Annotated in this window: 12 protein-coding genes; 8 read left to right on the top strand and 4 right to left on the bottom strand. The window is 63.8% G+C overall.

What is annotated here, in order from left to right; translation table 11 throughout:
* Positions 1-150: 150 nt before the first annotated feature.
* Positions 151-1,389 (bottom strand): ABC transporter substrate-binding protein, encoded by a 1,239-nt coding sequence (locus ML401_RS34620; protein WP_212064958.1) that lies wholly within the window; start codon positions 1,387-1,389, stop codon positions 151-153.
* A gap of 144 nt (positions 1,390-1,533) precedes the next feature.
* Complete coding sequence (locus ML401_RS34615) at positions 1,534-1,890, bottom strand: DUF1304 domain-containing protein (protein ID WP_285812783.1); 357 nt, start codon at positions 1,888-1,890, stop codon at positions 1,534-1,536.
* 99 nt (positions 1,891-1,989) lie between these two features.
* Between ML401_RS34615 and ML401_RS34610 the strand changes: the two genes are divergently transcribed.
* Positions 1,990-2,532, top strand: a complete 543-nt coding sequence (locus tag ML401_RS34610; protein WP_194408496.1) for a methylated-DNA--[protein]-cysteine S-methyltransferase — start codon at positions 1,990-1,992, stop codon at positions 2,530-2,532.
* Positions 2,533-2,586: 54 nt separating this feature from the next.
* On the opposite strand, the gene ML401_RS34605 is transcribed toward ML401_RS34610, so the two are convergent.
* Entirely contained in the window at positions 2,587-2,955 is a 369-nt protein-coding gene (locus ML401_RS34605; protein ID WP_285808782.1) for a nuclear transport factor 2 family protein, read from the bottom strand.
* Positions 2,956-3,153: 198 nt separating this feature from the next.
* Here ML401_RS34605 and ML401_RS34600 point away from each other — a divergent pair, with 198 nt between their 5' ends.
* Positions 3,154-4,041, top strand: a complete 888-nt coding sequence (locus tag ML401_RS34600; RefSeq protein ID WP_376717331.1) for a LysR substrate-binding domain-containing protein — start codon at positions 3,154-3,156, stop codon at positions 4,039-4,041.
* An 86-nt stretch (positions 4,042-4,127) separates the two neighbouring features.
* On the opposite strand, the gene ML401_RS34595 is transcribed toward ML401_RS34600, so the two are convergent.
* Complete coding sequence (locus ML401_RS34595; RefSeq protein WP_285808779.1) at positions 4,128-6,920, bottom strand: [protein-PII] uridylyltransferase; 2,793 nt, start codon at positions 6,918-6,920, stop codon at positions 4,128-4,130.
* A gap of 188 nt (positions 6,921-7,108) precedes the next feature.
* Here ML401_RS34595 and ML401_RS34590 point away from each other — a divergent pair, with 188 nt between their 5' ends.
* From ML401_RS34590 to ML401_RS34565, 6 genes are all read left to right on the top strand, one after another.
* Positions 7,109-8,080, top strand: a complete 972-nt coding sequence (locus ML401_RS34590; RefSeq protein ID WP_285808777.1) for an aliphatic sulfonate ABC transporter substrate-binding protein — start codon at positions 7,109-7,111, stop codon at positions 8,078-8,080.
* 207 nt (positions 8,081-8,287) lie between these two features.
* Positions 8,288-9,133, top strand: coding sequence for an ABC transporter permease (locus tag ML401_RS34585; protein WP_285808776.1), 846 nt, complete (start codon positions 8,288-8,290; stop codon positions 9,131-9,133).
* Positions 9,134-9,150: 17 nt separating this feature from the next.
* Positions 9,151-9,936 (top strand): ABC transporter ATP-binding protein, encoded by a 786-nt coding sequence (locus ML401_RS34580; protein WP_285808775.1) that lies wholly within the window; start codon positions 9,151-9,153, stop codon positions 9,934-9,936.
* A gap of 54 nt (positions 9,937-9,990) precedes the next feature.
* Entirely contained in the window at positions 9,991-10,500 is a 510-nt protein-coding gene (locus ML401_RS34575; protein ID WP_211415400.1) for an OsmC family protein, read from the top strand.
* 180 nt (positions 10,501-10,680) lie between these two features.
* A complete protein-coding gene (locus ML401_RS34570; protein ID WP_259218094.1) occupies positions 10,681-11,490 on the top strand; it encodes a hypothetical protein in 810 nt (269 codons plus the stop codon).
* Between the two features lie 370 nt (positions 11,491-11,860).
* Complete coding sequence (locus tag ML401_RS34565; RefSeq protein WP_285808771.1) at positions 11,861-13,537, top strand: PAS domain-containing methyl-accepting chemotaxis protein; 1,677 nt, start codon at positions 11,861-11,863, stop codon at positions 13,535-13,537.
* The last annotated feature ends 24 nt before the right edge of the window (positions 13,538-13,561 follow it).

Here is a 13,561-nt window from a genome sequence, read left to right as displayed (position 1 = left end):
CACGAAAGTGACTTTAGTCGAACCGACGCTGGGACCTTCAGGTATGGTTGACGACGCGGCCGGCCGTGGGAAGCAGGACGCCCGCACCCCGGGGAGGGCGAGCGTCCTTTACGTGCTCTGTCCGGGCAGAGGCGAGGTATCCGGGTCTCGCTAGCCCGACGGTCCCGTGTCCTCGATGATCGGTCCGAACAGCTCCCAGCGTTCGCCGTTGAACTTCATCATCTGCATCTGCTTGTTGACGCGGAAGTCGTTCGGCCCGGTGTTGATCTTGATGCCGGGGAGCGCGAAGCTCGGCGTGAAGTTCTTGATGTTGGCGACCTGCTTCATGATGTTCTCACGCGTCAGGTCGTCGCCGCATTGCTTCAGGACCTGCACCAGCAACTCCGCCACCGAATAGGCATAGGTGTTGACGGTGTTGAGCTTGTCGCCTTCCGGGAAGTACTTGTCCATGAAGGCGAAGAAGGCCTTCACGCCGGGATCGTCCTTCCACTGCGGATCGCTCGGCTCCTTGCCGTATTGGGTCGAGATGATGCCCTTGGAGATGTCGAGGCCGGCCGGCTTCAGCGTCGCCGAGATCGGGCTCGCATTGATGTCGAGGATGTGCACCGGCGTCCAGCCGAGGTCGGCCAGCTTCTTGATCGCCTGCGCCGCGAATTTCGGCGTCGAGGCATCGAAGAACACGTCGACACCCATCGACTTCAGCTTGACCACCTGGGAGTCGACGGTCGGGTCGGTGACCTCGTAGGAGACTTCGCCGACGATCATGTTGGCCTTGTCGCCGAGGCCGCTCTTGAGGCCCGCGAGATAGTCGCGGCCCATGTCGTCGTTCTGGTAGAGCACGCCGATCTTGGCGTTCGGATGCTCCTTGAGAATGTACTTGGCGTAGATCCGTCCCTCGGACACGTAATTGGGATTGTAGGCGATGGTCCAGGGATAGTTCTGCGGATCGTTGAAGCGCGCCGCGCCGGTCGAGGCCAGCAACTGCGGGACCTTCTTGCCGTTCAGATATTTTTGCACGGCGGCATTGGCTGCGGTGCCGATCAGCTGGAAGGTGAACAGCACCTCGTCGCCCTCGACGAGCTTGCGCACCTGCTCGACCGTTTTCGGTGGCGAATAAGCGTCGTCATACTGGATCAGATTGATCTTGCGGCCGTTGATGCCGCCCTGATCGTTGATCATCTTGAAATAGGCGGCCTGGGTCTTGCCGATATTGGCGTAGACGGAATAGGGGCCGGAGAACGGCACGGTCTGACCGATCTTGATCTCGGTGTCGCTCGCCCCGGTGTCGTATTTCTTCTGCGCGAAGGCCTGGCTTACAAAGGCCTGGTTCGCGGAGAACGCGACGGCGAGCGCCGCCGTGGCAGCTAGAAAGGCTCTGCGATTGTTCATGTGGATGTTCCTCCAGACGGAATTTTCCGCCGATGGTCTTTTTCCGCTGATTGCAACGGTCGCCATCGCTGCCGAAGATTGTGGAGGAAGGTTCGCCGCCGCGCAAGGATCGCGGCGCTGCGCCGTAGCGTCTCAGGCCAGAAGCTAAGCCAGGAACAACGCCGCCAGCGCGATCGCCGCCGGCAGCGCCTGCACCATCAGGATGCGGCTGCTGACGGTCGCGGCGCCATAGGCGCCGGCCACGATCACGCAAAGCAGGAAGAACGCCTTGATCTGGAACGCGAAGGCCGGGTTGTCGTGGACGAGACCCCAGATCAGTCCGGCCGCGAGGAAGCCGTTATAGAGACCTTGATTGGCGGCCAGCACCTTCGTGATCTCGGCCTTCTCAGGCGTGTTGCGAAACACCTTCAGGCCCTGTGGCTTGTCCCAGAGAAACATCTCCAGGATCAGGAAGAAGACGTGCAGCGCGGCGACCAGCGCCACCAGGACATTGGCGATCAGAATCAAGGTGAGCTCCCCCAAAGCGTCAGCTTTCGGGTGGACGTTACCACGGCCGGCATGGCAAGTGCGATGGGCGTGTTTCGTTGCAATGGTGCCGCAATGGCCAGTCGGTCAACCAAATCCTCAGTCAGCTTCGGCCTCGATCGCCTGACGACGCCGATCGGCACCGCGCTGCTCGTTACCGACGCGGAAGGCGCGCTGCGCGCGCTGGATTGGGATGATTACGAGCACCGGATGCGAGAGCTCCTGCGCTTGCACTACGGCGTGGTGGAGCTGCGTGACCGGCCTGCGCCCGTTTCCATGCGGACGGCGCTGTCAGGCTATTTCGACGGCGATCTCGGCCAGCTCTCGGGCATCGCATGGCGCATCGCCGGCACCCCGTTCCAGCAGAAGGTCTGGACCGCGCTCGCGCAAATCCCTGCGGGCACCACGATGAGCTATGGCGCACTCGCTGCAAAGATCGACCTGCCCAAAGCCATTCGCGCCGTCGGCCATGCCAACGGCTCCAATCCGATCAGCGTGGTGCTGCCATGTCATCGGCTGATCGGCGCGGATGGTTCGCTGGTGAAGTATGGCGGCGGGCTCGAACGCAAACGCTGGCTGCTGCGGCACGAGGGGGTGAAGATTCGGGAGTCCCTCTGAGAACGAGCGATCGTCGGGCGATCTCTTGGATGTTCTCCCCTTATGCCGAACTCGTCAGATTTCCGACGTCATCACCTTCTGCACGATCTTCCATGTTCCATTCACCTTTAAGCACGACAACAGGTCCGTGAAGGAACGCGGCGGAATTTGCAGTTTCACCTTCAAGAGCGCGAGCTCTCTCTCGACATCTATCGACACGATCTGATCATCGCGCTCGCAGCCCTGTTGCTTCGGAGCCTTGATGTTGCGGACCACTGCCAGCCAGGCCGCAATCGGCGTCACGCCGACATTGCCGTCCTCGGCGACCTTCGTCACGGAACTCGATGGGTGGAATATGGACGCAAACTTCTCAGCATCCATTTCATAGGCAGCATCGAAATAGGTCTGCGCCAGGGAGCGCAAGGCAGAAACATCCGTGTCCATGGTCTTCCTCAAGTTGTTGTGCCGGACTCATTCATGCGGCTCGGTCGGCTGTGCTGAGCCTCGACCTGCCCCGCGTTCAGGAAAGCTGCTGCAAGTCGTCTCGTTGCCCGCAAAGACCTACGGCAAAGTGGCTCATGAAACTAGACACCTTGCTTGGCATAGGCTCGTGAGCAATATTCATGAACGATGACCAACGAAATGAACGAACTCGCCGCCTTTGCGGTCGTAGCCAACGAACGAAGCTTTACACGCGCTGCGATAAAGCTCGGTGTATCCCAATCTGCCTTGAGCCATACAATCCGGAGACTCGAGCAGCGGCTAGAGTTGAAGCTGCTCGCCCGAACAACTAAGAGCGTTGCGCCGACCGCCGCCGGGGCAGCCCTTTTGGAAGACTTGTCTCCGGCCCTCGAGCAAATTCGTCAGGCCCTCGACAAGGCCCGAAGCGTTCGGCGTCGGCCCCAAGGCCGCCTTCGAATCGTGATGTCACGATCAGCCGCCGTGATGGTCTTATTGCCGCGGCTGAGAGCTTTCGCTGAGGTCTACCCTGACATCGTTCTGGACATTGTCACCGTCACTGGTCCCGTGGATCTTGTGGCGGGCGAGTTCGATGCCGGTATTCAGCTTGGCGAGTACATCCAAAAGGACATGATCGCGGTTCGTCTCACGCCCGACCTGCGGCTGGCGGTCGTAGGTTCGCCGCGATATTTCGCTTCACGACGCATTCCCGAAAATCCAAAGGACCTTAACGATCATCGGTGCATTACCTTGCGTCTTGCGAGCGGTCCATATCGGTGGGAGTTCGAGCAGGGTCGAAAGTCGGTCACGATCAACGTGAACGGCCCGCTGATCATTGACGATACCCACCTGGTGATCCAGGCAGCGCTCGCCGGGGTTGGTGTCGGACTCGCCTATGAGGAGCAGGTCGCCGGGTATGTTGCGCAGCGCCGCCTTGTCAGGGTGCTGGAGGACTGGACGCCGCCAATTCCCGGCTTCTTCATGTACTATCCCAGTCGTCAGCATCAACCGGCTGCGTTGTCTGCGCTGGTGAACGCGCTACGACTTTCCGAACAAAGGTCGGCGCGATGATCAGCAGAGGGGAAGGGCGTGGCCTGCCGGCCTCTTCCCTTCTCAATCCGGGCGCCGCACCGCGGCCAGTCCGGACATGAGGAAGCTCACGCCGCCGGTGCCGCAACCGCCTTGTCGCCGGCCATCACATGGGTCAGCGCGCTCTTGATCGCGGCCTGGCGTGTCGGTGCGCTGATCTGGGCGCCGAGGAGGTCGGTGACGTAGAACACGTCGCGCGCGCGCTCGCCGAAGGTCGCGACGTGGGCTGACGCAATGTTGAGGTTGAGCTTGGAGATCGCGGTGGTCAGCTCGTAGAGCAGGCCGGGCCGGTCGAGGCCCGAGACCTCGATCACGGTGTAGCGGTCGGACCATTGGTTGTTGATGGTCACTTCCGGTTCGATCACGAAGGGTTTTGCCTTGCTGCGCACGGTGCGGCGGGCCACCACCTCGGGCAGACGCAGCTTGCCTTCCAGCACGTCCTCGATCATCTCGCCGATGCGGGTGGCGCGCCGTCCCTCGTCCTCGTCGCGGTCGTATTCCCGGGAGATCGAGATCGTGTCGAGCGCGCGGCCGTCGGTCGTGGTGTAGATCTGGGCGTCGACGATGTTGGCGCCGGCCGAGGCGCAGGCGCCCGCGATGATCGACAGCAGCCAGGGATGGTCGGCCGCGAAGATCGTGAGCTCGGTGACGCCGCGCACCTCGTCGAAGCCGACATTGATCGCAAGCTTGTGGCCGGCCTGCTCGCTGGAGCGGACGAAGCGCGCGTGGCGGATTTTTCGCGGCAGCTCGACCTTGAGCCAATAGGCCGGATAGTGCCGGCCGATATAGGCGTCGAGCTCCTCCGCCGGCCATTCTGCGAAGGCCATGCGGAATTCTGCGTGGGCGGACGCAAGACGTTTGCCCCGGTCGACCTCCGAGAAGCCGCCTGTGAGCACCGGCTCGGTCTCATAATACAGTGAGCGCAGCAGCTGCGCCTTCCAGCCGTTCCACACGCCCGGACCGACGCCGCGAATGTCCGCGGTGGTCAGGATCGTCAGGAGCTTCATCTGCTCGACCGACTGCACCACTGCTGCGAAATTCTCGATGGTCTTGCGATCCGAGAGGTCGCGCGACTGCGCGACCGTGGACATCGTCAGATGCTCCTCGATCAGCCAGGCGATGAGCTCGGTGTCGGCCGGGCTGAAGCCGAGCCGCGGGCAGAGCCGGCGCGCGACCTTGGCGCCGGCGATCGAGTGGTCCTCCGGCCGGCCCTTGGCGACGTCATGCAGCAACGTGGCGATATAGATCACCGCGCGGTGCTCGGGCCGCGTCTTGCGCATGAGGTCGCTGGCGAGCGTGAACTCCTCGACGCCGCCGCGCTCGATGTCCTGGAGGAAGCCGATGCAGCGGATCAGATGCTCGTCGACGGTGTAGTGATGATACATGTTGAACTGCATCATCGAGACGATCTTGCCGAAGGCGCGGATGAAGTGGCCGAGCACGCCGGTCTCGTTCATCCGCCGCAGCACGATCTCGGCGTTGTCGGAGGTCAGGATCTCCATGAACAGCCGGTTGGCCTCGGGATTTTCGCGCATTTGCGCATTGATCAGGCCGAGCGAGCGCGTGACGTCGCGCATCGCGTCCGGATGGAAGGCGAGGTTGTTCTTCTGCGCGAGCCGGAAGATCCGGATCAGATTGACCGGATCGTGCTTGAAGACATCCGGGGCTGCAACGTTGATGCGGTTGTTGTCGACGATGAAGTCGTCGCTGTCGGGGACGCGCCGTTTCGCCGCGGTCGGCCGCAGCCGCGCCATCATCCGGCTCAACACCGGCGCGGGCTTGGCCTGCTGGTCCTCGAGCTTGGCGCAGAGGATGGCGGTGAGGTTGCCGACCTCCTTGGCGACAAGGAAGTAGTGCTTCATGAAGCGCTCGACGTCCTGCATGCCGGGATGCGAGGTGTAGCCGAGCCGTATCGCGATCTCGCGCTGGAGGTCGAAGGAGAGGCGCTCTTCGGCGCGGCCAGAGTAGAAATGCAGATTGCAGCGCACCGACCACAGGAAGTCGGCGCAGCGGCGGAAGCTGCGATACTCCTGCGCGTCGAACACGCCGCGCTCGACCAATTCGTCGGTGTCGCGCACGCGGTAGACGTATTTGGCGATCCAGAACAGCGTGTGCAGGTCGCGCAAGGCGCCCTTGCCGTCCTTGACGTTGGGCTCGACCAGATAGCGCGACTGGCCGCCGCGCCGATGGCGCTCCTCGCGCTCGGCGAGCTTTGCGGTGACGAATTCCGACGCGGTGCCCTGCACCACCTCCTTGTCGAAGCGCGCGACCAGCTCGTCGTAGAGCGGCTTGTCGCCGGTCAGGAAGCGAGTCTCCAGGATGGCGGTGCGGATCGTCATGTCGCCGCGTGCCTGCCGGATCGACTCGTCCACCGAGCGCGTGGCGTGGCCGACCTTCAGCCCCATGTCCCACAGGCAGTAGAGGATGGCTTCGGCGACCTGCTCGCCCCAGGCGGTCTGCTTGTAGGGCAGGATGAACAAGAGATCGATGTCGGATTCGGGCGCCATCAGGCCGCGGCCGTAGCCGCCGGTCGCGACCACCGCCATGCGCTCGGCGCCGCTCGGGATCGGCGAGCGGTAGAGATGACGGGTCGCCGCCGAATACAGGATGCGGATGATCTCGTCCTGGACGTGACAGAGCCGCTCGGCGCAGCGGCGGCCGTGGCGGTCCTTCAGGAGGATGTCCTGTGCCGCGGCGCGCGCCGCGATCAGCTCGGCCTTGAGCAATTGCGCCATGGCCGTGCGGAACGCGTCTTCGCGTCCCCCATGCTTTTCGACAAGCGCATCGACGGCGGCGGTGATCCGCGCAGTGTCGAAACGCTCGTCCACCTCGGCCTTGTGCTCAGTCGCGACGCTGTCCATGCCTCACCGGATATAAGAGGTGACAGGCGCTGTCACCCGCCATTCTCTGGCAATAGTCGTTCCATGCTGGAAAGCGGAGGCTTCGGGCAAATCTGTTCTCGGCCGGCGGGCTTTCAAGGGACGGATTTTCTCGTTGATTTCTAGATTTAACTCATTGAAAAACAATGAAGTTTTGGAGGAGGCTGGGCATGACTGGGATGACACGACGCATTCTGCTGGCGGGCGCGATTGCGCTCGCGGTGGCGCCTGCGGCAAAGGCGGCGGATCCGCTCAAGGAAATCCGCATCGACTGGGCGACCTACAACCCGGTGTCGATGGTCCTGAAGCAGAAGGGCCTCTTGGAGAAGGAGTTCGCCAAGGACGGGATCACCATCACCTGGGTGCAGTCGGCCGGCTCCAACAAGGCGCTCGAATTCCTCAATGCCGGCTCGATCGATTTCGGCTCGACCGCGGGGTCGGCGGCGCTGGTGGCCAAGATCAACGGCAACCCGATCAAGTCGATCTACGTCTATTCGCGCCCTGAGTGGACCGCGCTGGTGACGGGCAAGGATTCCAAGATCGCTGGCGTTGCCGATCTCAAGGGCAAGCGCGTCGCGGTGACGCGCGGCACCGATCCGCACATCTTCCTGGTCCGCGCGCTGCTCAGCGCCGGCCTCACCGAAAAGGACATCACGCCGGTGCTGCTGCAGCACGCCGACGGCAAGACCGCGCTGATCCGCGGCGACGTCGATGCCTGGGCCGGCCTCGATCCGATGATGGCGCAGGCCGAGGTCGAGGAAGGCGCAAAGCTGTTCTATCGCAAGGCGGACGCCAACACCTGGGGCATCCTCAATGTGCGCGAGCAGTTCTTGAAGGATCATCCGGACGCCGCCCGCCGCGTGCTTGCGGTCTACGAGGAGGCGCGAAAGTATTCGCTGGCCAATTACGACGAGCTGAAGAAGACCTTCATCGCCGTGACCAAGCTTCCCGAGGCCGTCGTCGACAAGCAGCTCAAGGAGCGGACCGAGCTCACCCATAGCCGCATCGGTGCCCCCCAGCGCGAGTCGATCCTCGCCGCCGGCCTCGCCCTGCAGCAGGCCGGCGTCGTCGATGCCAAGGTCGACGTGAAGGCGACGCTGGATGCGTTGATCGACGATCAGGTGCCGTTGCCGACGAATTGAGGTGCTCTTTCCCTCTCCCCTTGTGGGGGAGGGTGCCTCGCGAAGCGAGGCGGGTGAGGGGTATCTTTCCTCACGGTCAGTATTGCGCGCGGAGAGAACCCCCGGCGCTTCGCGCCACCTTCTCCCACAAGAGGAGAAGGGAAAAGCAGCGGAGGGCGCTGCAAGAGTCGTGTTGCAATCTCGCGGAAGACGCGCTTCCTAACGGCCATGATCTCCGACGCACCAGTCTTGCAACAGACATCGGAACCAGCCGAAAGCGCCGCCGCGCCGTCTCGGCTCGCCCGCTATGCACGGCCGATGCTGGGTGTGTTGCTGCCGCTCGCACTCGCGCTCGGTTGGGAGTTCCTGGTCTGGCTCGGCGGGTCCAACGGCCGGCTGGTGCCGCCGCCCTCGCGCGTGTTTGCCACCATCGCCGAGCTTGCCCGTTCCGGTGAGCTGGTCCGCCACATCACCGCGACGCTGTGGCGCGTCGCGCTCGGCTTCGCCTTCGGCGTGGTCGCGGGCACGGTGCTCGGCGCCATCTCCGGCTATTGGTCGCTGGCGCGGCGACTTCTTGATCCCACCGTACAAGCCTTGCGCGCGATCCCCTCGCTGGCCTGGGTGCCGCTGTTCATTCTCTGGCTCGGCATTTTCGAGACCTCGAAGATCGCGCTGATCGCGGTCGGCGTGTTCTTCCCGGTTTATCTCGGCGTGATGGGCGCGATCCTCTCGGTGGACCGCAAGATCGTCGAGGTCGGCCGCACGTTCCGCCTCTCCGGGCCGGCCATGATCCGCCGTATCCTGCTGCCTGCGGTGCTGCCGGCTTATGTCGTGTCCTTGCGGGTCGGTCTCGGCCTCGGCTGGATGTTCGTGGTGGCCGCCGAGCTGATCGGCGCCTCGGAAGGCCTCGGCTATCTCCTGCTCGACGGCCAGCAGCTCGGCAAGCCCGCGCAGATCCTGGCCGCGATCGTGATCTTCGCCATCCTCGGCAAGCTCACGGATTGGCTGATCGAGATTGCCGCCGCGCCGTTCCTGCGCTGGCAGGACGCCTTCGGGCGTGCCAAAGAAACTTGACAAGGGGGCGTAACGCGATGCTGGCGCTCGACCGGGTCAGCAAGACCTATCCCAATGGCGTGCATGCGCTGGCGCGCTTCTCCGCAGAGATCAAGCAGGGCGAGATCATCGCCATCATCGGCGGCTCCGGCTGCGGCAAGTCCACTTTGCTCCGCGCCATTGCCGGTCTCGACCGCGCCAGCTCGGGCACGGTGAGCCTCGACAACGAGGCAATCGCCTCGCCGCACGCCAAGATCGGCATCATCTTCCAGGAGCCGCGGCTGCTGCCTTGGCTCAGCGTGGCCGACAATATCGGGTTTGGCCTTGCCGACCTGCCTGCGGTCGAGCGGCGCCAGAAGGTCGCGCGCGCGCTCGAGCGCGTCGGCCTCGCCGAGAAGGCGCAGGCCTGGCCGCGCGAGCTGTCGGGCGGGCAGGCCCAACGCGTCGCGATCGCACGCGCGCTGGTGCCGCAGCCGGAGGTGCTCCTGCTCGACGAGCCGTTTTCGGCGCTCGATGCCTTCACCCGCCGCGACCTTCAGGATCATCTGCTCGACCTCTGGGCCGACACGCGACCGACGCTGATTCTTGTCACGCATGACGTCGACGAGGCCGTGGTGCTGGCTGACCGCGTGCTGGTGATGCGGCCGCGGCCGGGCCGGCTGTTCGACCAGATCGAGATCAATCTCGGCCGCCCGCGCGACCGCAATTCGCCGCTGTTCGAGACTTTCAAGCGAAGTGTGCTGACGTCACTCGACCGGTCGCTCGACCGCAACGTGCCCGACCGTGACGCAACCCAGGGTCCCGGTCAGGCCATGTGGTGGTGACATTTTCTCTCTGAGCCGGTACATCGAGGGGCAATTCTTCCGGGAGAGAACAAGATGGACGCCGCCCAACTGCGCCAGATGCAGGCTCCGATCAAGGAGCGCTACAAGACCGATCCCAAGACCGCTCTGATCACACTGAAGGCCAAGGGCTCGACCGACAGCGAAGGCATCGCCTGCAAGGTCGAGACCGGCCGCGCCATCGCGCTTGCTGGCCTGCATCCGGCCACTGGCGGCTCCGGCCTCGAGCTCTGCTCCGGCGACATGCTGCTCGAGGCGCTGGTCGCCTGTGCCGGCGTCACCCTGAAATCGGTTGCGACCGCGATCGAGGTGCCGCTCAGGACCGGCAATGTCTATGCCGAGGGCGATCTCGATTTCCGCGGCACGCTCGGCGTCGACAAGGAGACCCCTGTCGGCTTCGCCGAGATCCGCTTGCGCTTCGAGGTCGACACCGACGCGCCGCAGGACAAGCTCGATCTCCTGCTCAAGCTCACCGAGCGCTATTGCGTGGTCTATCAGACCATCAAGAACGGCCCGAAGGTCTCGGTGTCGATGCAGCGGATGTGAGGCGAGGGTCGTAACCCGATCATTGGTGTCGTCCCGGGGCGCGCCGCCTGGCGCGAGCCCGGGACCCACAATCCCAGGCCGTCGCGATTTCAGACGGTTGTTGCTCCAGCTCTCAAACCACGCCGGCCTGTGGTCATGGATTCCTGGCTCGCGCTTCGCGCGCCCGGAATGACAGATAGAATGTCCCCCGACCTCCACTTCATCCTCCTCCTTGTCCTGCGCATGGCGATCGCGGCGACCTTCGTCGTGACGGCGTCGATCATCACCGAGCGGTCGGGGCCGGTGATCGGCGCGCTGGTCGCGACCCTGCCGATCTCGGCCGGTCCTTCCTACGTCTTTCTCGCGCTCGACCACGACGCCGCCTTCATCGCGCAAGGCTCGCTCGCGAGTCTTCCGATCAATGCGGCGACGATCTTCATGTGCCTCACTTACGTCGTGCTGGCGCAGCGGCATAGCCTTCTGGTGAGTTGCGGCAGTGCGGTCGCGGTCTGGATCGTGCTGGCCTCCATCATCCGTCAGTTCGACTGGTCGCTCACCGCCGGGCTCGCCGCGAACTTGATCGCCTTCGGCATCTGCATTCCCCTGCTGGCCGGCTACCGCCACGTGAAGATGCCGCTGGTGACGCGCCGCTGGTATGACGTGCCGATGCGAGCTGCGCTGGTGGCGACCCTCGTCGCCATCGTGGTCTCGACCTCGGGCTGGGTCGGTCCCCGCATCAGCGGCATCATCGCGCTGTATCCCGTGGTGTTCTCCAGCATCATGGTGATCCTGCATCCGCGGATCGGCGGCCCGCCGACCGCCGCCGTGCTCGCCAACTCCGCCTGGGGCCTGCTCGGATTCGGCACGGCGATCGCCGTTCTACACGTTGCGGTCGTGTCATTCGGCTCGGCCGTCGGCCTGTGCCTCGCGCTCGGCACGTGTATCGCCTGGAACCTGACGCTGTGGGCGATCGGCCGGCGAGCAATGCACAAGGCGCGACGACAGCCGTGAGACTACGGACATGCGCGACACCCCGTCGCGAAAAGTCGTTCCGGCGTGCCCGATTGGCGATGCCGCATCTTCGCAAGCCATTGAATGAGATGCGTCATTTCAAGTCGTGACGCCGGCCGGGACCGACTGCTACACGAGCGGAGGCCGTTCCACTTCCCGCTGATTTCCGACACTTCTATTAGAACTTTGTTCGAGCTTTTCCCTTACGAATAATAATGCGTACCCGCTTCCGGCGTCATCGGCGCGGACGCGCCCGAGCTGCATCCGAGTGCAGGGACTCGCGCTAATTGCAATTCGAGTGCGGCTGTTTCGCCGCGAGAGTCGCTTCCCCCAAGAGCTGTCCACGTCATTTCGAGATGGAGATTCTTTGATGTTCGGTCGCAAGTCGCAGATTGATGCGCAAGCGCGGCTCGATGCGATCGGCCGCTCCCAGGCCATGATCGAATTCAATCTGGATGGCACGATCATCACGGCCAACAAGAACTTCCTCGACGCCCTCGGCTATCAGCTTGGCGAGATCCAGGGCAAGCATCACTCCATGTTCGTGCCGGCCGACCAGCGCGACAGCGCCGAGTACAAGGCGTTCTGGGCCGCGCTGAACCGTGGCGAGAGTCAGGCGCGCGAGTTCAAGCGGATCGCGAAAGGCGGCCGCGAAGTCTGGATCGAAGCAGCCTACAATCCGGTACTCGACGGCAATGGCAAGACCGTGTTGGTCGCCAAGATCGCGACCGACATCACCGCGAAGAAAATGCGGAGCATGACCGATGCTTCGAAGATCGCCGCCATCGGCCGCGCCCAGGCCGTGATCGAGTTCAGGCTCGACGGCACCATCGTCACCGCCAATGAGAATTTCTGCAAGGCGCTCGGCTATTCGTTGTCCGAGATCGAGGGCAAGCATCACAGCCTGTTCGTGGCCGAGACCGACCGCAACAGCGCGGCCTATCGCGAATTCTGGGCCGCGCTCAACCGCGGCGACTACCAGGCCGGCGAGTTCAAGCGCATCGGCAAGGGCGGCAAGGAGGTGTGGATTCTCGCGTCCTACAATCCGCTGCTCGACGAGGCGGGCAAGCCCTACGGCGTCGTCAAGTTCGCGACCGACGTGACTGCCGAGAAGCTGAAAAACGCGGATCTCGCCGGTCAGATCGCGGCGATCGACAAGGCGCAGGCCGTGATCGAGTTCAACATGGACGGCACGATCATCACCGCGAACGCCAACTTCCTCGGCGCGCTCGGTTACTCGCTGGCCGAGATCAAGGGCAAGCATCACAGCATGTTCGTCGAGCCCAGCGAGCGCGACGGCTCTGCCTATCGCGAATTCTGGGCGGCGCTCAACCGCGGTCAGTACCAGGCGGCCGAATACAAGCGCATCGGCAAGGGCGGCAAGGAGGTCTACATCCAGGCGTCCTACAATCCGATCCTCGATCTCAATGCCAAGCCGTTCAAGGTCGTCAAATATGCCACCGACGTCACCAAGCAGGTGCTGGTCCGGATGGGCAACGAGCGCGTGCGCGGCATGATGGAATCGGTCGCGGCGGGTTCGGAGGAGCTGAACGCCTCGGTGCGCGAGATTTCCGAGGCGATGACCAAATCCCGCGAGACCGCGATGAGCGCGGTGGACCAGGTCGCCTCCGCCGACGCGCAGGCGCAGCGCCTCACCGAGGCTGCGCAGTCGATGAGCGGCATCGTCGAGATGATCAACAGCATCACCGGCCAGATCAACCTGCTCGCGCTCAACGCCACGATCGAATCCGCCCGGGCCGGCGAAGCCGGCCGCGGCTTTGCCGTGGTCGCCTCCGAAGTGAAGAGCCTCGCCAACCAGGCCAAGCAGGCGACCGACAAGATCGGCCAGGAGATCGGCAGCCTCAACGGCATCTCCGGCGACGTCGTCAGCGCGCTCGGCTCGATCAAGCAGGCGATCAACAATGTCAGCGAATACGTGACATCGACCGCGGCAGCCGTCGAGGAGCAGAGCACGGTGACGAACGAGATGTCGACCAGCATGCAGCGCGCCGCGGCTGAAGCGGCCGCGATCGCGGCGAGGGCGTAGTTTCCCTCGAGTCATTCCGGGGCG

It is taken from the genome of Bradyrhizobium sp. 62B (assembly GCF_030272265.2).
Lineage (GTDB): Bacteria > Pseudomonadota > Alphaproteobacteria > Rhizobiales > Xanthobacteraceae > Bradyrhizobium.
Note: the sequence above shows the minus strand (reverse complement) of the source record. Positions and strands in the feature narration are given on the sequence as shown.

Bases quoted from the DNA above. Each gene is read 5' to 3' on its own strand.
- ML401_RS34620 (WP_212064958.1), bottom strand. From the start codon at position 1,389: ATGAACAATCGCAGAGCCTTTCTAGCTGCCACGGCGGCGCTCGCCGTC.
- ML401_RS34595 (WP_285808779.1), bottom strand. From the start codon at position 6,920: ATGGACAGCGTCGCGACTGAGCACAAGGCCGAGGTGGACGAGCGTTTC.
- ML401_RS34585 (WP_285808776.1), top strand. From the start codon at position 8,288: ATGATCTCCGACGCACCAGTCTTGCAACAGACATCGGAACCAGCCGAA.
- ML401_RS34600 (WP_376717331.1), top strand. From the start codon at position 3,154: ATGAACGAACTCGCCGCCTTTGCGGTCGTAGCCAACGAACGAAGCTTT.
- ML401_RS34580 (WP_285808775.1), top strand. From the start codon at position 9,151: ATGCTGGCGCTCGACCGGGTCAGCAAGACCTATCCCAATGGCGTGCAT.
- ML401_RS34590 (WP_285808777.1), top strand. From the start codon at position 7,109: ATGACTGGGATGACACGACGCATTCTGCTGGCGGGCGCGATTGCGCTC.
- ML401_RS34610 (WP_194408496.1), top strand. From the start codon at position 1,990: ATGGCCAGTCGGTCAACCAAATCCTCAGTCAGCTTCGGCCTCGATCGC.
- ML401_RS34570 (WP_259218094.1), top strand. From the start codon at position 10,681: ATGTCCCCCGACCTCCACTTCATCCTCCTCCTTGTCCTGCGCATGGCG.
- ML401_RS34605 (WP_285808782.1), bottom strand. From the start codon at position 2,955: ATGGACACGGATGTTTCTGCCTTGCGCTCCCTGGCGCAGACCTATTTC.
- ML401_RS34575 (WP_211415400.1), top strand. From the start codon at position 9,991: ATGGACGCCGCCCAACTGCGCCAGATGCAGGCTCCGATCAAGGAGCGC.
- ML401_RS34565 (WP_285808771.1), top strand. From the start codon at position 11,861: ATGTTCGGTCGCAAGTCGCAGATTGATGCGCAAGCGCGGCTCGATGCG.